This is a genomic window from Pseudomonas sp. C6002 (assembly GCF_013385805.1).
Taxonomy (GTDB): Bacteria; Pseudomonadota; Gammaproteobacteria; order Pseudomonadales; family Pseudomonadaceae; genus Aquipseudomonas.
In genome coordinates this window covers 1-18,127 of the sequence record NZ_JACAPH010000018.1, presented here as the reverse complement: position 1 = coordinate 18,127, position 18,127 = coordinate 1, and the positions used below count along the sequence as shown (strand labels likewise).

The 18,127-nt window shown below is 61.1% G+C and carries 23 protein-coding genes; 13 read left to right on the top strand and 10 right to left on the bottom strand.

The window, feature by feature from the left end; all coding sequences use genetic code 11:
* The first annotated feature begins 65 nt into the window (after positions 1-65).
* A complete protein-coding gene (locus tag HX817_RS12425; protein WP_087692619.1) occupies positions 66-359 on the top strand; it encodes a type II toxin-antitoxin system RelE/ParE family toxin in 294 nt (97 codons plus the stop codon).
* 2 nt (positions 360-361) lie between these two features.
* Positions 362-670 carry an addiction module antidote protein gene (locus HX817_RS12420; RefSeq protein ID WP_003212064.1) on the top strand — a complete coding sequence of 103 codons (309 nt, stop codon included), beginning with the start codon at positions 362-364 and terminating at the stop codon, positions 668-670.
* Here HX817_RS12420 and HX817_RS12415 read toward each other — a convergent pair.
* Entirely contained in the window at positions 663-1,853 is a 1,191-nt protein-coding gene (locus HX817_RS12415; protein ID WP_177040315.1) for an MFS transporter, read from the bottom strand. The genes HX817_RS12420 and HX817_RS12415 overlap by 8 nt on opposite strands.
* Positions 1,850-3,013 (bottom strand): MFS transporter, encoded by a 1,164-nt coding sequence (locus HX817_RS12410; protein ID WP_177040314.1) that lies wholly within the window; start codon positions 3,011-3,013, stop codon positions 1,850-1,852. Before HX817_RS12410 ends, HX817_RS12415 begins: the two co-directional genes overlap by 4 nt.
* Before the next feature lie 95 nt (positions 3,014-3,108).
* Here HX817_RS12410 and HX817_RS12405 point away from each other — a divergent pair, with 95 nt between their 5' ends.
* The 6 genes from HX817_RS12405 (at position 3,109) to HX817_RS12380 (ending at position 6,268) form a co-directional block, all read left to right on the top strand.
* On the top strand, positions 3,109-4,017 hold the full coding sequence (locus HX817_RS12405) for a LysR family transcriptional regulator (protein WP_087692622.1): 909 nt from the start codon (positions 3,109-3,111) through the stop codon (positions 4,015-4,017).
* A 171-nt stretch (positions 4,018-4,188) separates the two neighbouring features.
* A complete protein-coding gene (locus tag HX817_RS12400; protein WP_003189411.1) occupies positions 4,189-4,371 on the top strand; it encodes a type II toxin-antitoxin system HicA family toxin in 183 nt (60 codons plus the stop codon).
* 23 nt (positions 4,372-4,394) lie between these two features.
* Positions 4,395-4,805 (top strand): type II toxin-antitoxin system HicB family antitoxin, encoded by a 411-nt coding sequence (locus HX817_RS12395; RefSeq protein ID WP_003212074.1) that lies wholly within the window; start codon positions 4,395-4,397, stop codon positions 4,803-4,805.
* 22 nt (positions 4,806-4,827) lie between these two features.
* Positions 4,828-5,160, top strand: a complete 333-nt coding sequence (locus HX817_RS12390) for a hypothetical protein (protein ID WP_003212076.1) — start codon at positions 4,828-4,830, stop codon at positions 5,158-5,160.
* Positions 5,161-5,249: 89 nt separating this feature from the next.
* Entirely contained in the window at positions 5,250-5,732 is a 483-nt protein-coding gene (locus HX817_RS12385; protein ID WP_003212078.1) for a methylated-DNA--[protein]-cysteine S-methyltransferase, read from the top strand.
* Between the two features lie 110 nt (positions 5,733-5,842).
* Positions 5,843-6,268: a low affinity iron permease family protein gene (locus tag HX817_RS12380; RefSeq protein WP_003212079.1), complete on the top strand. Its 426-nt coding sequence runs from the start codon at positions 5,843-5,845 to the stop codon at positions 6,266-6,268.
* Between the two features lie 55 nt (positions 6,269-6,323).
* Here the strand turns inward: HX817_RS12380 and HX817_RS12375 are convergent, their stop codons facing one another.
* A complete protein-coding gene (locus tag HX817_RS12375) occupies positions 6,324-6,851 on the bottom strand; it encodes a DUF4142 domain-containing protein (protein ID WP_003212082.1) in 528 nt (175 codons plus the stop codon).
* 209 nt (positions 6,852-7,060) lie between these two features.
* Between HX817_RS12375 and HX817_RS12370 the strand changes: the two genes are divergently transcribed.
* The gene (locus tag HX817_RS12370) at positions 7,061-7,300 is read left to right on the top strand and encodes a CopG family ribbon-helix-helix protein (RefSeq protein ID WP_008437804.1); all 240 of its coding nucleotides are present in this window, start codon (positions 7,061-7,063) and stop codon (positions 7,298-7,300) included.
* Entirely contained in the window at positions 7,290-7,574 is a 285-nt protein-coding gene (locus HX817_RS12365; RefSeq protein ID WP_008437803.1) for a type II toxin-antitoxin system RelE/ParE family toxin, read from the top strand. The genes HX817_RS12370 and HX817_RS12365 overlap by 11 nt, the downstream gene beginning before the upstream one ends.
* Before the next feature lie 6 nt (positions 7,575-7,580).
* On the opposite strand, the gene HX817_RS12360 is transcribed toward HX817_RS12365, so the two are convergent.
* The gene (locus HX817_RS12360) at positions 7,581-8,498 is read right to left on the bottom strand and encodes a LysR family transcriptional regulator (protein WP_008437802.1); all 918 of its coding nucleotides are present in this window, start codon (positions 8,496-8,498) and stop codon (positions 7,581-7,583) included.
* Between the two features lie 68 nt (positions 8,499-8,566).
* Here HX817_RS12360 and HX817_RS12355 point away from each other — a divergent pair, with 68 nt between their 5' ends.
* The gene (locus HX817_RS12355; protein WP_177008904.1) at positions 8,567-9,055 is read left to right on the top strand and encodes a DMT family transporter; all 489 of its coding nucleotides are present in this window, start codon (positions 8,567-8,569) and stop codon (positions 9,053-9,055) included.
* On the opposite strand, the gene HX817_RS12350 is transcribed toward HX817_RS12355, so the two are convergent.
* From HX817_RS12350 to HX817_RS12330, 5 genes are all read right to left on the bottom strand, one after another.
* A complete protein-coding gene (locus HX817_RS12350) occupies positions 9,056-10,387 on the bottom strand; it encodes an MFS transporter (RefSeq protein ID WP_177022970.1) in 1,332 nt (443 codons plus the stop codon).
* Positions 10,388-10,446: 59 nt separating this feature from the next.
* Positions 10,447-11,385 (bottom strand): hydroxymethylglutaryl-CoA lyase, encoded by a 939-nt coding sequence (locus HX817_RS12345; RefSeq protein WP_177008902.1) that lies wholly within the window; start codon positions 11,383-11,385, stop codon positions 10,447-10,449.
* A complete protein-coding gene (locus HX817_RS12340) occupies positions 11,382-12,575 on the bottom strand; it encodes a CaiB/BaiF CoA-transferase family protein (RefSeq protein WP_102604147.1) in 1,194 nt (397 codons plus the stop codon). The genes HX817_RS12345 and HX817_RS12340 overlap by 4 nt, the downstream gene beginning before the upstream one ends.
* A 258-nt stretch (positions 12,576-12,833) precedes the next feature.
* Positions 12,834-13,745, bottom strand: coding sequence for a LysR substrate-binding domain-containing protein (locus tag HX817_RS12335; protein WP_102604146.1), 912 nt, complete (start codon positions 13,743-13,745; stop codon positions 12,834-12,836).
* On the bottom strand, positions 13,746-14,420 hold the full coding sequence (locus HX817_RS12330; protein ID WP_102604145.1) for an NAD(P)H-binding protein: 675 nt from the start codon (positions 14,418-14,420) through the stop codon (positions 13,746-13,748).
* A gap of 115 nt (positions 14,421-14,535) precedes the next feature.
* On the opposite strand from HX817_RS12330, the gene HX817_RS12325 reads away from it, so the two are divergent.
* Entirely contained in the window at positions 14,536-15,723 is a 1,188-nt protein-coding gene (locus HX817_RS12325; protein WP_177008901.1) for an MFS transporter, read from the top strand.
* Here HX817_RS12325 and yiaY read toward each other — a convergent pair.
* The gene (gene yiaY, locus HX817_RS12320; RefSeq protein ID WP_177040313.1) at positions 15,690-16,838 is read right to left on the bottom strand and encodes an L-threonine dehydrogenase; all 1,149 of its coding nucleotides are present in this window, start codon (positions 16,836-16,838) and stop codon (positions 15,690-15,692) included. The two genes, HX817_RS12325 and yiaY, sit on opposite strands and share 34 nt — an antisense overlap.
* Before the next feature lie 127 nt (positions 16,839-16,965).
* Between yiaY and HX817_RS12315 the strand changes: the two genes are divergently transcribed.
* Complete coding sequence (locus tag HX817_RS12315) at positions 16,966-17,982, top strand: DUF4917 family protein (protein ID WP_003212103.1); 1,017 nt, start codon at positions 16,966-16,968, stop codon at positions 17,980-17,982.
* Positions 17,983-18,127 lie beyond the last annotated feature (145 nt).

Sequence of the window (18,127 nt, the reverse complement as noted above, 5' to 3'; positions counted from 1 at the left end):
CCGCGCCGCGCGCACGTGCTCATGCCTATTGCCAGCCTGTATCCATATGGATACAGTGAGAACCCGTGAACTATCATGTCCAGCAAACGCAGACCTTCATTACCTGGCATTCAGCAATACGTGATTTACGCGCAAAAATCGCCATCGCCCGGCGCATCGATCGCGCATCTGCTGGCAATCTGGGCGATATAAAGACGGTAGGCAATGGTGTCTCGGAAATGCGCGTAGATATCGGTCTAGGTTATCGAGTGTATTTCACGCAGCGAGGAAGAACCGTCATCGTCTTGCTGGCCGGTGGCGACAAATCCTCACAAGACGCCGACATCCGGCGAGCAAAAAAACTGGCAAAGGAAGTTTGATCATGAGCCAAACACTGACGACATTTGATATGGCGGCACTGCTCGACAGTGATGAAGCCATCAGCGAATACCTTTCTCAAGTTCTGGCCGACGGCGATAACGAGGAGTTCCTCAGGGCCGTCGGGTACGTGGCCAAAGCTCGCGGGATGGCGCGGGTCGCGACCGATACCGGCATGGGCCGTGAGAGTCTGTACAAGGCATTTGCCCCTGGAGCAAAGCCCCGCTTCGAAACGGTACTCAAGGTGCTTCACGCACTGGGTATCGATCTGCAAGCACAGCCGGGGCATGTCGCCAATCATTCGATTATTTGAGTGAGCAGCCCCGCTGCACCACCCACGCCAACGGCAACGTCAGCAACAACATCCCCGCCAGCACCATCACCGCCACCGGCACGCCCATCAAGTCCCCCAGCCCGCCAAACAGAACCGGCGCCAACGCGCCACCTCCGATGGTGCCGGTGTAGAACACGGCAAACGCCTGCTCTCGTTTACCTGCGCCAGCGAGATCCGGCACCGCGCCGTACAGCACCGAAGAGGTGCCATTCAACGCCAGCCCCAACACCGGCAATATCACCATCAACCCGCTCAACGGCAGGTACACCGCCGCGACGATCAACAGCGCCGTGACGGTTTCCGTCAGCCACACGGTTTTCATCATGCCGATGCGTGCGCCGAGGTAGCCGCAGAGCAATTTGCCGAAGGCGCCGCCGATAAACAGCATGGTCAGCGCGAGACCGATGCCCGCAGTGCCGGCGCCTTTAGCTTTCAGAAGAAAGGGCAGAAACGTGAGAAAGCCCATCCGCACGGCACTGTCGAGTGTGCCCGTGACGATCAGCGCACGCAGACCGCTGACCGAGCCACTTCCGATCAAGGTCTTGGCGGTTTTGCCGGAAGCAGACGCCGCTGCCTGCGTTGGGATCAGCCACCACAGCAACCCCGCCGCGGCCAATCCCAGCATTCCAAGAAGCGTGACGCTCGCGCGCCAGCTGATGACGGTCAGCAACAGGCCGACCAGCCCGGGAACCAGGGTTTTGCCAATGTCTCCGGAGAAGTTGTATTGAGACAGCGCTTCCTTGACCCCACCACCGTTCTCGTAGGTGTCGGTGATCATCGAAGAAGCCAGCGGATGCTGGGTACTCGCCCCCAGCCCGCCCAACAGCAGCGCCAGCAACAACATGCCCAACCCGGTCGCCTGTCCCACCAACAGATAAGCAACACCGGCAAGCGCCGTGCCGCCCACCAGCATCGGCGTGCGTCCCCAGCGTTTGGCGGCACGACTGGCCATCAACTGAAACACCGCCATCATCCCGGAATAGGCACCGCGCAGCAGGCCGACCTGGGCGTAGGTCATGCCGAACTGCGCTTGCCAGATCGGCAGCAGCACGTAGATCACATCGGTCAGGCCATCGTGAATCGCGTGGGCGCTGCAGCCGGCGATCAACGAGCGGCGACGGGCGGAAGTCTCGGGTACCGGCAGGGCAACGGCATCGTTCATGAGGTCTTGCTCAGTTCAGGTTGGAGGGGCTTCCAGCCCGCCAGGGCGATCAGCAACGACAGTAGCTGGAAACCGATGATCAGCGCCACACACCCCACCCAACCCCAACGCCCCCAGATCAGCGCCGGGACGATGGCGCCGAAGCTGCCGCCCAGGTAATAGCAGGTGAGGTACAGGCCCACGGCGCCGGCCTTGTTGTGGCGGGCGGTGGCGGTGGTGAAGGCGCTGGCGGCGGCCTGGGCGAGGAACACGCCCGTAGAGCTGAGGGCCAGGCCCCATACGATGCACCACAGGGATGGCAGCAAGGTCAGGCCCGAGCCACAAACGCCAAGCACCGCAGCCGCCGTCAGCAGTTCGGATTGCGGGCGGGATTTGCTCAGGCGCCCGGCAACGGGAATGACTACCAGGGCCAGCAGGAACACCATGTAGATCGTGCCCAGCGCCGCCGGGCCAAGGTCGAACGGGGCCTGGCTGAGGTAAAGGCCAGCGTAGGTAAACGTCGCCACTTGGGAGAACAGCACGCAAAATCCTACGGCGTAGGCTGCCAGCAACGGCGTGCCGAGCACATCGGCCCAGGTGGTTGAAGGTCGCGCAATTCGGGGTGGATTGCCCGGCAGCAGGAACTGGATAAACCCGCCCACCATCAGGCTCAACACTGCCAACAGCTCGAAGGCTTCACGCCAGCCGACGTACTCGGTCATCACACCGGTGACGAAGCGCCCGGCAAACCCGCCGAGCACGGTGCCGGCCACGTAGAGGCTGGTGACTTCGGTGACGGTGCCGCCGCGCCAGCGATCACCGATGTAGGCCACGCTGGTGGCGAACACCACGGGGATCAGCATGCCTTCGATAAAGCGCCACACCAGCAGTTCGGCAAAGCTGCTGGCATAGGCAGTCATCAGCGCCGGCAACGCCAGCAACAGCGCGGCCGCCGAGATCACCGTGCGTTGCTCAAAACGCCCGGTCAGGCGGCTGACAAAGGGCGCGGTCAGCGCTACCGCCAAGGTGGTGACGGTAATGCTCCAACCGGCCGCCCTGGCGCTCACTTCAAAGTTGGCGGCAAGGGTCTGCAAAATGCTCTGGGTGGCGTAGAGGTTGAGAAACGCCGCGCAGCCACACAGGAACAGGGCAAGACGGGCACAATGCAGGCGCGGTTTCATGAAACCTCTCGTTTTATTATCTGAGGCCTTTATAGAATGACCCGCACACCCGAGACCAATACCGATTTTGAACCGATCAATACCCTGGGGCCAGGATGCTCGACCTACGCAAGCTGCGTTACTTTCTGACCGTCGCCGAAGAATTGCACTTCGGCCGAGCGGCCATTCGCCTGCACCTGGCCCAGCCGCCGTTGACCCGGCAGATTTCCGCGCTGGAGACTGAGCTGGGATTTCGCCTGTTCGACCGCACCAGTCGCACGGTTTCGCTCACTCCCCAGGGGCGCGCGTTCCTGCCCTACGCACGGGCGGTGCTGGAGCAGGTCGACCTCGCTGAAGTCATCGCGGGCAAACTGGCGGCGGGTGCCGCCGGGCAACTGGCGCTGGGTTACGTCAGTTCGATAGCCCTGTCGGACTTGTTCAGCCAGGCGATTCAAGCCTTCGCCCAACGCTTTCCCGATGTGCAACTGACGCTGGTGGAATGCGCCTCCGGCAGCCTGGGCGCACAGGTGGCTGATGGCCGCCTGGATATCGGCTTGAGCCGGTTACTGCCCCAGGACGGTCAGACTGAGGTGCAAGCGTTGTCGTTGGGTGAGGAGCGGCTGGTGGCGGCGGTGTCCAGCGACAGCCCGTTGGCCAACCAGGCCGAGGTCAGCCTGGCGCAGTTGAGTGGGTACCCGTTAATTCTGTTCCCAGCCGATTATGGCTCGGGGCTTAACCAGTCCATTGAGCAGCTTTATCGGCACAAAGGTTTGCCACTAAGGGCCGGGCCGTCGGGACGGCAAATTACCTCGATCATTGCACTGGTGGCGGCGGGACAAGGTGTGGCGCTGGTGCCGGAATGTACGCAGAGTTTGATGAACAAGGGCGTGACGTATCGGCCGTTGGTGGACGCGGAAGCGTATGCACGGCTGCTCGTTCTTACGCGCAGCGGCGCAAGCAGCTTGATGGTCACGGCATTTCTCACGGTAATTGATGAGTTGCTGCAGGCTCGTCAGAAAGCCTGATTGTTCTCTCGAAAAACCTCGCAATACCTCCGTCGGGCACCGTCCCCATGCGCTCATACACTACATACGCGCCCTACAGAAACACCGGTCATCGACCGCTGGTAGGTAGAGTGTTGATAATTTATTTTCAGTGGTTATAGTCTCCACCAACACACACCACAAGGAGGTGCTGTGGACAGCCGATATTTGATAGGTCACATCGTTGCGGATGGCTGGTATCTGGTGCGAATCAGAGGCAGCCATCATCATTTCAAGCACCCCACAAAGCCGGGGCTCGTGACGATTCCCCATCCTAAAAAAGACCTGCTGGACAAGACCGCAAAGAGCATTTTGAAACAAGCTCTGCTCAGCTAACACGTTCGTGGAGGACAACAAACATGCTGTACCCAATCGCAATTTCAACCGGTGACGAGGACCATGCCTGGGGTGTGGAAGTCCCGGACATTCCCGGTTGCTTCTCAGCTGGAGATGATCTGGACGACGCCATGGCCATGGCCCGCGAAGCGATCGAAGGCCACTTCGAGATCCTCGCAGAAGACGGTGCGCCCATTCCTACAGCACAGAAAGTCACCCTCCATGCCGCCAACCCGCAATATGCCGGCTGCACGTGGGCGGTGGTGGATATTGATGTGACCAAGTACCTGGGCAAGGCACAGAAACTCAATATCACGTTGCCCGGCTATCTGCTGAACCGCATTGACGAATACGTCCTGCATCATCCGGAAGAAAAAAGCCGTTCGGGCTTTCTTGCGTCTGCTGCCCTCAAGGTATTGCAACAAGACCGGTAACAGCACTTCAAGGAACCGCGCAATGCTCCCTCCCTCACACCGCACGCCCAGCCCCGTACTGCGCAAGGTACTGGGCTGGGTGCTGATCGCTCCTCTGCTGCTCTCGTTCCTCAGGCTGCCCTTTGCGCTGGGACTCGTGTTGGTGCTGGCGTCCATCACCGCCTCCGTTTATGGCGCCCGGTTTGCCCAACTGCATGCCAGTCGGCGTGTAACCGTATTTGCCGTGATCATCACGCTGCTCAACATCGCTTCATTTTTTGTCATTGGCACGGCATCGGTACTCAAGGCGCTGTACTGGTTCTCGTGGTTTTATTGGTATCCGTATTACGCCGATTGGGTTTACTGGAACTTCTAAGTCGTTCGCGAATTCGACCGCAAGAAACGTAGTTCCACCCTGGGCCGGCCCATCTACAGTAGAGCCATACCCACTCAAGGAGCCCGACCATGTCCTACGAATACAAATACATGCCCTCCCCCGTCGGCCAACTGACCCTCGTGGCCCGTGACGGAAAACTCACCGCCATCCTCTGGGAAAAAGAGCGGCCCAATCGCGTTCGCCTGGGTGCCCTGCAAGAAGCCAGCAACAGCCCGGTACTGCTGGAGACCGAGCGACAGTTGAAGGAGTACTTCGCCGGTGCCCGCAATCGTTTCGAGCTGGAACTGGACTTCGCCGGCACCGACTTCCAGAAGAAAGTCTGGCAGGCGCTGTTGACCATCCCGTTCGGAGAGACCCGCAGCTACAGCCAGATCGCTGCGCAGATAGGCAACCCCAAGGCCGTGCGTGCCGTCGGCGCCGCCAACGGGCGCAATCCGATTTCGATTGTTGCGCCGTGCCATCGGGTGATTGGTGCGTCGGGTGGCTTGACCGGGTTCGCCGGCGGGCTTGAGGCCAAGCAGTATCTGCTGGCGCTGGAGGATCACGGCTGACCCCCAGCAGGAAAACGTACAACTTTGTTCAGATCCTCAATTGTAAAAAGAAATTTCAGAGCGCGCCTGCGGTCAGTATTTTCATCACCCACCCTTATAGGAAAACGGTCATGAAATTCTCCGCCATCTCACAATCCCTGTCCCGCTGGGCAGGCAGCGCCCGCACGTTCTACGCGGCGGTGGGATTGATCCTCCTGTGGAGTCTGAGCGGGCCTTATTTCCACTACAACGACACGTGGCAGCTGATCATCAACACCTCCACCACCATCATCACCTTCCTGATGGTGTTCCTGATCCAGAACACGCAAAACCGCGACAACGACATTTTGCATATCAAGATTGACGAGTTGCTGCGCGCCACCAAAGATGCACAAAACGCCGTATTGAGCCTGGACGGCCTGGACCGCAAGGAACTGGAGAAACTGCGCAAGGAATACAAGACCATCGGCGACAGTGAAACCATCACTGTGACGACGCTGGTTACCGAAACAACGGATGACAATGGCCGGTCCAAGACGGACCTGAACCAGGCATAAAAAAACGGCGGCTGGATCACTCCAGCCACCGTTTTTCATGGGGTACTCAAGGCAATCAACCGTCGCCCTGGTGACCCTTACCGTACGTCGACGCCAGCGCCCGGGCTTTCTCCAAGCGCTCTTCCAACTTGGGCAAGGTCTCATCCACCAAAGCCTTTATTTCCGGGATATCCGACTCGGCGCCCTCCTGCTTGAACAAGGCGATCGCGTCTTCATTGGCCTTGATCTGCTGGGCGGTGTAGGCGGCGTCAAAGGAGTCGCCGTCCTTGAGCTCGGGCATCAGCGATTCGGCCTTGTCGACAATCTTGTCCCGTGGGGCCACTGGCAAATCGAGCTTCTTGGCGATGGCCGCCAGGTGCTGATTGGCCAGGGTGCGTTCATTGATGACTTCGATGGTGTAGTCCTTGATCTCCTGGGACGAAGTCTTGGCGTGTGCCATGCGGCTGGTCTCGATATCGGCCATGCCCTTGGCCGAAGCCTGCTCGATGAAATCGGCAGGCGACTGGGCGAAAGCATTGCTGGCGCCGAGGCCCAGCAGCATCGCGAAACTGGCGGTGCGTAACCGGATAGCCATGCGGCTCATGATGGGTTCCTCCAGGTAATAAACAGGTGCAGGGAAACGAGCCCCGCTCTGAATCTGAATTTTCAGGGCGGTAAAGGTTTAGAAAAAACTTGTTAGTGCGACGAACGGTCGTCAGGGCTTACTGAGGAGCAGTCCTGACGAACGGGACACAACGATGCAACGGTGACAATGTAGTATGTTGTATTACACATCACTACATCGAGGCACTTATGTCGGTCATGTCATTACGTCTACCTGAAGACATCTCCGAAACACTCGCCAGCCTTGCCAAGGCCACCGGGCGCAGCAAATCGTTCCTCGCCGTCGATGCGTTACGCGAATACCTGACGCGTGAAGCATGGCAAATCGAGGAAATTCAAAAGGCGTTGAAAGAAGCCGATGCGGGTGACTTTGCAACTGCCGCCGAAGTAGACGCAGTGGCAAACAAATGGCGTGCCAATGCGCGTTGAGTGGCTGAAGGCAGCACTCAAAAATCTTGATGATGAAGCAGCTTTCATCGCCCAGGAAAACCCCAAAGCGGCTTATGAGTTTGTTCAGGCCATCCGGACGGGGCTTGAGCATGTTGCTGAGTTTCCGGCGATGGGTCGAGAAGGACGCGTTCCTGGTACACGTGAGTGGGTGATGCCACGCTGGCCCTATCTCGTGCCATATCGTATTCGCGAGGGACGGTTACAGGTTCTTCGAATATTTCACACACGGCGCCAACCACCGAACAGTTGGTAACGCCGATCAACCCTGTATCACAACCTGCACCTGCCCATTCAACCACTGCAACGCCGCGTCCCCACCCCGCCGCGAATGCCACGCCAGCACAAACGCAAACGACGGAATGTGAAACGGCGGCGGCACCGCCAACAACTGTTCGTGATCAATGTTCAGCAGCCCGCGAGACGACACGGTAAGAATCAGGTCCGTGCCCTGGATCAACTGCGGCGCAACACCCCAATGAGGCAAGCTGATAGACACGTGCCGGCGCTCACGAATCGCCGTCAGCGCCCGTTCGATTTCCGGGGTGCCGCTGCCACGCATTTCCAGCAATACGTGGGGCCGCGCCAGATAGGTGGGCAGGTCGAGTACACCGCTTGCCGGCAGGCTGTCACGGTCCACCAGGCACACGTAATGCTCTTCAAACAGCGGCGTGCTGCGCAGTTCGGCAGGCATGTCGGGAAACACCCCGGCCGCCAGGTCGATATCGCCATTGAGCACACCGTCAAGCATGCCTTCGCGACTGGCCTGGATAATCTGCAAATCAATCCCCGGCGCTTCCCGGCGCAAGGTGCGCACCAGCCCCGGCAAGAAAATCGCCGCACTGTAGTCCGACATGGCGACCCGGAAGGTGCGCTTGGCCGACGCCGGATCAAAACGATTGGGCTCCAGCAGCGCCTGTACCTGGGCCAGCGCTTCCGCCAGCGGCATGGCCAGTTCCAGAGCACGAGCAGTGGGCACCAGCGAACTGCCCTGGCGCACCAGCAACGCGTCTCCGAGCAAGTCCCGCAACCGCGCCAGCGCGTGGCTCACCGCCGGCTGGCTCAGGTGCAGGCGCTCGGCGGCACGGGTCACGTGTTGCTCGCTGAGCAAGGCGTCAAGGATCACCAGCAGGTTAAGGTCGATGCGTCGTAGATCATTCATCAGCTGCATGTTCTGCATAAGAACTTGGAATTTAAATTTGCGCGACGAATAGCCTAGAGTCCAGCAAAACCTCTGGGATATTGATCATGACGACGTTGCATTGGGTAGGTTTGTTGCTGTTGGCCGCGTTTGCCGGGGCAGTGGTGCCGTTTCAAAGCGCGATCAACGCCAACCTGGGACGCGGCCTGGGGCATCCGCTGTGGGCCACCCTCGCCTCGCTGCTGGTGAGCATCGTCGTGCTGCTGCCGGTGATCCTGGCCCTGCGCCTGCCGCTGCCCAACCTGGGTTTTATCACCAAGGCGCCGCTGTGGATGTGGAGCGGCGGCGCGTTCGGCGTGTGCTTCATTTCGCTGGCGTTGATCCTGATGCCCAAGCTCGGCGCCTCGGGGTTTATCGCCCTGGCGATGGCCGGGCAAATCGTCGCCTCGTTGATGCTGGACCACTTTGGCTTGTTCGGGCTGGTGGAGCGCCAATTGACCGCGCCCCGGTTGATCGGGGCGCTGATGTTGATTGGCGGTGTGGCCCTGATTCAATTCAGTGCCGCACCCACCCGCTCGCTGGTGACCGCCGGCTGATCAGCGCTTGTCGAGGGTGCGCAGCTTCTGAGGCAAGCCCCACAGCAACAGCGCCGCCGCCAGCAACGCACACACGCCGATGACATACAGCGCCGGCGTGGTGCTGCCAGTAAGGTCCTTGATCCGGCCGACCATCACCGGGCTGACGATGCCGCCGAACTGGCCCAACGTGTTGATCACCGCGATCCCGCCAGCAGCGCCCGCGCCGGCACCGGCCAACAACTTCGGCGGCAGCGTCCAGAACGTCGGGATCGAAGCGATGATCCCGGCGCCCAGCAAGCTCAGGGCGACGATCAGGAACGTGGTGTGATCGGCAAAGATCCCGGCACAGAAGAACCCCACCGCCCCCAGCGCCACCAGGCCGCTGACGAACTTGCGACGTTCGCCGGTGGCGTCGGACAAGCGTCCGATCACCACCATGCTGATGGCGCCGCAGACGTAGGGAATCGCCGTCAGCAAGCCGATCATCACCGGGCTCTGGGTGCCGGCGCTGCGGATCAGTTGCGGCGCCCAGAAGTTCAGGCCGTAGGACGCCACCTGGATCAGGAAGTAGATAAAACCCAGCATCAGGAAGCCTGGGATACGCAATGCAGCCAGCAACGAGCCACCGCTCTTGTGGGGTTCATGCACGGCAATGCGGCTGGCCAGCAACGTCTTCTCCGCCGAGGTCAGCCAGTGGGCGTCCTCGATACGGTCCTTGAGCAGCTTGAGCACCAGGAACCCCAGGCCCACACAGGGCAAGCCACCGAGCAAGAACAACCAATGCCAGCCGCGCATTTGCAGCACGCCATCGAGGTGTTCCAGCACCAGCCCGGAGAACGGCGCGCCCACCAGCCCGGCAAACGCCGACGCCAGGAACAGCATCGAGGTGATGCGCCCACGGTAGTGCTGCGGGAACCACAACGTCAGGTAATACAGCACCCCCGGAGCAAACCCCGCCTCCATCGCACCGATGATGAAACGCAGCACGTAGAACTGCCATTCGGCCGTGACGAACACCATAGCGGCCGTCGCCAGCCCCCACGACATCATGATGCGAGCGATCCAGCGGCGGGCGCCGACCTTGTACAGCATCATGTTGCTCGGCACTTCAAAGATCACATAGCCCACCACAAACAGCCCGGCGCCGAGACCATAGGCGGTGTCACTCAGGCTCAGGTCGGCCTGTAGCTGGAACTTGGCGAAGCTGATGTTGATGCGGTCAAAAAACGCGAACAGGTAGCAGACCATGATCAGCGGCATCAGGCGCCAGGCGACCTTGCTGACCAAGGCTTTTTCGGCATCGTGTTCAGCGGCCGGGCGCACGCCGGCCTCCAACGTATTAAGGCTCATCGATTCTCTCCAGCAGACTGCTCGCAGGCGTCCGATTGTTTTTGTTGTCTGGTTACGGCTTACAAGGTGGCGATGTAGGCCGGTGGCGGATGCAGGTCGCAATTGCGCCCGGCCTTGGCCACCTGGCCCGGCAATTCGTGGCCCAGCAAGGCTGGCAATTGCCGCGACATTTTCAGCAGGTGCGGCAGGTCGATGCCGGTGTGGATCCCGACTTCATCACACAGGTTGACCAGGTCTTCAGTGCAGATATTGCCCGACGCGCCGGGCGCAAACGGGCAACCGCCGAGGCCGCCCAATGCCGCATCAAACCGTCGCGCACCGGCCTCGTAGGCGGCCAGCACATTGCACAAACCCAGGCCGCGAGTGTTGTGGAAATGCAGGGTCAGGTCGCTCGCCGGAACACGTTCGAGCACGCGCTTGACCAGGCGCTCGACCTGACGCGGATTGGCCATGCCGGTGGTGTCGGCCAGGCTGATGCCCTGGATGCCCAGCTCGCGGTAGGCGTCGACCAATTGCAGCACGCGGTCCTCATCGATCTTGCCCTCGAACGGGCAACCAAAAGTGGTCGCGATGCTGCCGTTGAGGCGCACCGGGTGCTCGGCAGCAAAGCTCACGATATCGCCGAACGCCGCCAACGAGGCTTCGCAACGCATGCGCATATTCGCCAGGTTGTGGGTCTGGCTGGCGGACATCACCAGGTTCAACTCATCGGCCCGGGACTCGATGGCACGCTGGGCGCCCTTGAGGTTGGGGATCAACGCCACGTAGATAACCCCGGGATGACGGGTGATGCCCTGGAAAACCTGTTCACCATCGCGCAACGCAGGGATGGCCTTGGGCGACACGAACGAGCCGGCTTCGATCCGGGAAAACCCGGCCATGGACAGTTGGTCTATCAACGCGATCTTGTCGACAGTCTCGACCCAGGTCGGCTCGATTTGCAGGCCGTCACGGGGCGAGACTTCCTGCACGATCAGCGCATCGGAATAGTTTTTCATTGCACCACTCCCGAGGATTTCAGGCGTTGAATATCGGCGCCGCTCAGGCCCAGGTCGCCGAGGATTGAATCAGTGTGCTGGCCCAGGCTCGGGCCCTGCCAATTCACCGCGCCGGGGGTTTCCGACAGTTTGGGCACGATACCGGGCATCTTCACCGTGAGGCCGCCGGGCAGGTCGGCGCTGAGCAGCATGTCGCGGGCCTGGTAGTGCGGATCGGCGACGATATCAGCCACTGAATAGATGCGCCCCGCCGGTACTTCGGCGGCTTCCAGGGCACTGAGCACCTCGTCGATGGGCAGGCTGCTGGTCCAGTGGGTGATGGCGGCGTCCAGCAGGCCGCTCTTGGCAGCGCGGCCATCGTTGTGGGCAAACTCCGGCGCTTCGGCCAGGTCGGCGCGGCCGATGGCGAGCATCAGGCGCTTGTAGATCGGGTCGCTGTTGCCGGCGATCACCACATAGGCGCCGTCGGCGGTCAGGTAAGTGTTCGAGGGTGCGATGCCGGGCAAGGCGCCGCCGCTGCGTTCGCGCACATGGCCGAGCATGTCGTATTCCGGCACCAGGCTTTCCATCAGGTTGAACACACTTTCGGCCAGGGACACATCGACGATCTGGCCGTCGCCCTGGCCGGTCTTGACCCGCAACAGCGACATCAGCGCGCCGATCACGCCGTGCAGTGACGCCAGGGAATCACCGAGGCTGACGCCCACCCGCGCCGGTGGCGAGTCCGGGTTGCCGGTGGTGTAGCGAATCCCGCCCATGGCCTCGCCGATGGCACCGAAGCCCGGGCGGTCGCGGTAAGGGCCGGTCTGGCCGTAGCCGGAGATGCGCACCAGGGTCAGCTTGGGGTTGAGGGCGTGCAGCACGTCCCAGCCCAGGCCGAGTTTTTCCAGGCCGCCGGGGCGCAGGTTTTCGATCAGCACGTCGGCATCGCCCAGCAATTGCTTGACCAGGTCCAGGCCTTCTGCCGACTTGAGGTCCAGGGCCAGGGACTTTTTGTTACGCGATTGCAGGTACCACCACAGCGACGTGCCTTCGTGCAGCTTTCGCCATTTGCGAAGCGGATCGCCCTGCCCCATGGCTTCGATCTTGATCACCTCGGCGCCAAACTCGGCCATCAGCCGGGCGGCGAAGGGCGCGGCAATCAGGGTGCCGATCTCGATCACCTTGATACCGCTCAGGGGAGCCGTCATGGGGTGTACCTCTTGTTCTTGGAATGTGGGGCCAAGGCTAGAGGATGCAGGCAGTAGAAATCCAACCGTCAGTTGGCAACGAGCGTTCGCCAAATGCGAACGCTTGAGTAAGGACTGGTTGTGGCGAGGGAGCTTGCTCCCGCTGGAGTGCGTAGCGCTCCCGGCTTTTTTGGGGCTGCTACGCAGCCCAGCGGGAGCAAGCTCCCTCGCCACAGCAAGCTCCCTCACCACAGCAAGCGCCCTCGCCACAGGGTTTGCTTACGCCTGCTCCCGCCGCAGGTAATCGAACAACAACCGGCTCACCGGCGACAGCTGCGCCTCGTCACGCACCACCAGGATCAGGCTGCGGTCCGACCAGGCATCCGTCAGCGGCACCGCGTGCAAGCCCAATGCCCGGCCAAACAGTTCATAGGCCTTTTGCGGCAGGATGCCGATGCCCATGTTGGCCTGGACCATCCGGCACATGGCATCGAAGCCCGGCACATGGATCCGCAAGCGCAGCACCTTGCCCGCCTCCCGCGCCGCCGCATGGGTGCGCATGTTGATCGAACTGGCGGAATGCAGCCCCACGTAGTCGCTGTCCAGCGTCTCGGCGAACGCCAGGGTCTTGCGCGAGGCCAACGGGTGATCCGCCGGCATCAGCACCACCAGTTTGTCCCGGCGATAGGTCACACCGGGCAGGCCTTTGGTATCGGTGTCGCTGGAACAGATGCCCAGGTCCGCAACGCCGTCAATCACACCCTGGACCACGCCATTGCTGGGCCGCTCTTCCAGGTCGGCCTTCACCTGTGGATGCAGCGCGGAAAAGTCGCGCAAGTCTTCGGGCAGGAACTGAATGATTGCCGAGAGGTTCGCCAGCATCCGCACATAACCGCGCACGCCGTGACTGTGTTCGCCCAGCTCCAGGCCCATCTTCTCGACATTGAACAGCATCTGCCGTGCATGGTGCAGCAAGGTCTCGCCGGCAGCCGTGAGCTGCATGCCCTTGGCCTGGCGCACAAACAGGCTGACGCCCAGCACCTGTTCCAGCTCCATCAAGCGCTTGCTGGCCGCCGAGACCGCGATAGCTTCACGGGCGGCGGCGCGGGTCAGCGTGCCTTCCTCATGCACTGCCACAAACAATTGCAGGGTGATCAGGTCAAGGCGGCGAACCAGGCTTTTGTGCAGCATCTAGGCGCGCTCGGTGGCCAGGCGATTGATATCGGCCTGCTCCACCACCGGCAGAGGTGCACCGTGCCGGACGGCCGAGAGCATTGCGCGGCCAACGGTTTCCGTGCTCACCACCCAGGCCGGTCGCACATGGCGCAGCAGCGACAACAACGGGCCGACCACGGTGTAGATGGACTGGTAGAGCGGGGTTTTCGAGCGCACGCCGTGCAACGGCTGGATCACCCCGGGACGGAACAGGTACACCGCCTTGAACGGCAGGCGCAGCAACGCATTCTCGGTCTTGCCCTTGATCCGTGCCCACATGGTTTTGCCGGTTTCGCTGCTGTCGGTACCGGCGCCGGACACGTAGATAAAGGTCATCTGCGGGTTGAGCCGCGCCAGGGTGCTGGCGGCCACCAGCGTCAAGTCGTAGCTCAAATGGGTGTACTTGGCTTCATCCATGCCCACCGAAGAAACGCCCAGGCAAAAGAAGCAGGCATCGAAACCTTGCAGCAGATGCTCCAGGGGCTGGAAATCGAACATGTCGGCATGCAGCACCTGGTGCAGCTTGCCGTGTTCCTGGGTCAGCGCGGTACGGCCGACGGCGACGACTTCCTGCACGTCACTGGCCAGCAGGCACTCGCGCAACACGCCTTGGCCGACCATGCCGGTGGCGCCGAATAATAGAACTCTCATAAGGTTGGTTCCTAAGCGACAAGCGGTTAGCTTCAGGCTGCAAGGTAGAGACAAACCCACTGGCAACTTGTAGCTTGCGGCTTGCAGCTTACTGCTCAACAGGATCTTTTGCCCCTTGAAAAGCACCACGACCCTCACCATTGCCTGCAGCGCGGCCTTTCTGTCCCAGGTTGGCATCAGCAGTTATCTGCCCGCCGTGCCGGCGATTGCCTTGTCATTGACCGCTGCAGAGGACCAGGTGGCACTGGCCCTGGCGGTGTACTTGATCGGCATGGCGTTGCCGATGCTGCTCTGGGGCAGCCTCGGTGAGCGCCTGGGTAGAAAGCCGGTGTTGCTGGCAGCGTTGGCGTTGTATGCGCTGGCCAGTGCGGCGATTCCGTCCGCCTACAGCCTCGAATCGTTCCTCGGCCTGCGCCTGGTTCAAGGCCTCGGTGCGGGCGGTGTGTCGGTGATGGCGCGGGTGCTGGTTCGTGACAGTTTCAGCGGTGCCCTGTTGGCCAAAGGTTTGTCGTGGCTGGGGATGACGTTCGTGATCGCCCTGGGCATCGGGCAGTTTGTGGGCTCGCTGTTGCAAGTGGCGTTTGGTTGGGAGGCGATCTTTTATGGGCTGGCGATAGCGGCTGTCGGCCTGATGATTGCGCTGCAACGGGTGGTGTTTGCAACACTGGAAAAAGCCGCCGGGCACGTCTCGGCCTGGCGCATCTACGGCACGATCCTGCGTCATCCGGCGTTCCTGCGGCCTGCGTTGGCGGGCGGTTTGGGTTACGGGGTGATCATCGCGTTCAATACCTGCGCACCGTTGATTTTGCAGGGCCATTTCGAGTGGAGCGCGGCGCAATATGGCTGGCTCGGCTGGCCGATCAGCGGGGCGTATCTGGCGGGGGCGTTGATGGTCAATCGCCTCGTCGCCCGCACCGGGCGCCTGTCGATGATGAGTTGGGGCGTGGCGTTGGTGATGTGCGGCAGCGCGACGATGTTGCTGGGCAGCCTGTTTGCCAATGGGCTGGCGATCCTGCTGTGGCTGCCGTATTGCCTGGCGGTGTTCGGCCAATCGATGAGTTATCCCATCAGCCTGTCGCTGGCCAATGATGAATCACCGGTGAGCGGCTCCTACGCCATGGCCTTGAGCGGCTTTATGCATCAGTTGATGGCTGCGGCGATCGGTGGCGTGGCCAGCCTGCTGGCGAGTCAGCAGGCCTGGCCGTTGGCGGTGTTATGCGTGACGCTGGCGGGCGGCGCACTGCTGTGCGTCGCCATGGCCAGGACTGATCAGAACGCGCTGCGGAAGATCTCTTCAATCTGACGCTGATCCGCCCGCCGCGGATTGGTCAGGCCGCAGGCGTCCTTCAGGGCGTTGGACGCCAGCAGCGGGATGTCCTGCAACTTGGCGCCCAACTCCCGTAGCCCGGCAGGAATTTCCACATCCTGGGACAGGCTGCGAATCGCCGCGATGGCCGCCTGGGCGCCCTCTTCCAGCGACGTACCCTTGATATCTGCGCCAAGGGCCCGTGCCACATGGCTCAGGCGCTCGGCGCTGACGCTGGCGTTGAAGCTTTGCACATGGGGCAACAGCACCGCATTGCACACGCCGTGAGGCAAGTCATACAGCCCGCCCAACTGGTGCGCCATGGCGTGCACGAACCCCAGGGACGCGTTGTTGAAGGCCATGCCGGCAAGGAACTGCGCGTAGGCCATGTTCTCCCGGGCGGCCAGGTCTTTACCGTCGCGCACCGCAATCCGCAGGTTGGCGCTGATCAGCTCGATGGCCTTGATCGCACAGGCGTCGGTGATCGGGTTGGCAGCCGTGGACACGTAGGCTTCGATTGCGTGGGTGAGTGCGTCCATGCCGGTGGCGGCAGTCAGGCCCTTGGGCATGCCGACCATCAGCGCCGGGTCGTTGACCGACAGCAGCGGCGTGACGTTACGGTCGACGATGGCCATTTTCACGTGGCGGGTTTCGTCGGTGATGATGCAGAAGCGGGTCATTTCGCTGGCCGTGCCGGCGGTGGTGTTGATGGCTACCAGCGGCAGTTGCGGTTTGGCCGACTGATCGACGCCTTCGTAGTCACCGATGTGCCCGCCGTTGGTCGCACACAGGGCAATGCCCTTGGCACAGTCATGGGGTGAGCCACCGCCCAGTGACACCACGAAATCACAGGCGCTCTGCTGCAGCAGTGCCAGGCCTTTTTCGACGTTCTCGACGTTCGGGTTGGGCTTGGCGCCGTCATAGATCACCGAGTCGATGTCTTGCATCGCAAGCTTCTCGGCGATCATGCTGGCCACACCTGCCTTGGCCATCCCGGCGTCAGTGACGATCAGCGCCTTGCGAAAACCGTAGTTGCGAATCGCGGTCATGGCTTCGTCGAGGCAGTCGAGGCCCATGATGTTGACGGCGGGAATGAAGAAGGTGCTGCTCATGGTGGCTAATCCTTTAAAGTCGTTATGCCTACAGCATCGACCTCGATTGCCTGCGGCATCTTGACCAGGATCAACGCCCGCTCGTGATAAAGTCACCGCCCAGCCGATTTCGAGTAGACCCGCCGCAATGAAGGATTCCCAGGATTTTGATGCCCACCTAGAAGACTGGAACGCCTTGCGCAGCAGTACCGCCATCAGCGGGATCCTGATCGGCAACGGCGCCAGCCGCGCAGTGTGGGAAGATTTTGCCTACGACTCACTGTTCGAAAACGCCCGCACCGTGGAAGAAAAACCCCTGAGCCAGTCCGAACTCAGCGTGTTTGACGCGATGCAGACCCGCAGCTTCGAGCAGGTGCTGGGTGCACTGAAAACCACCAGCCGGGTCAACAAGGCCCTGGCGGTCAGCTCGGCTGCGCCGCGTAATCGCTATTACGCGATCAAGGAAGCGCTGATCAATACGATCCACAGCGTGCATATTCCGTGGCGCCTGGTGAAGCCGTCGACACTGGCGACCCTCCATCAGGAGCTGGCGAGTTACCCGACGGTGTTCACCAGCAATTACGACCTGCTCAACTACTGGGCGATCCTGCATGCGCCGGGCATCGATGATCTGTTTCGCAGTGCCGATGCGAGCTTTGACCTGCGCAATACTGCCTGCGACACCACGCGCATTTTGTATCTGCATGGTGGCCTGCACCTGGTGCGTAACCTTGATGGTACGGCGCGTAAATTGCCGACCACTGACAGCACGTTGCTCAGCAGTTTTGCGATCAACAACACGATCAAGACGCTGGATGATGTGCCGTTGTTTGTCAGCGAGGGCAAGGTTGAGGAGAAGCTGAAGACCATTCGCAGTTCTGACTATTTGTCGTTCTGTTATGAGCAGTTGTTGGGCCATGAAGGTGGGCTATGCATCTTTGGGCATCACCTCGGCGCGCAGGATGTGCATCTGGTGCAGGCGATTCGACAGGCGAAGATCAGCACGTTGGCGATTTCGGTGTTTGGCCGCAGTGCAGGGTTTATCCAGCAGCAGAAGCGGCGTTTTGCGGAGTTGTTTGAGGGGATGGAGGTGGAGTTGCGGTTTTTTGATGCGCGTAGTCATGCGCTTGGGAATTCGGGGCTTTCGGTGCCCGTGGAGCGGTGATGGTAGTTGGGGTGAGGTGAGGTGGGGTGGGGTGTACATATCCGTTGCTGCGGTAACGGCCACTTATGGTTCCGCTCTTACAGCGGGTCACTTTTTTACAAACGCCTAAAAAAGTAACCAAAAAACGCTTTGCCCCACCACTCGG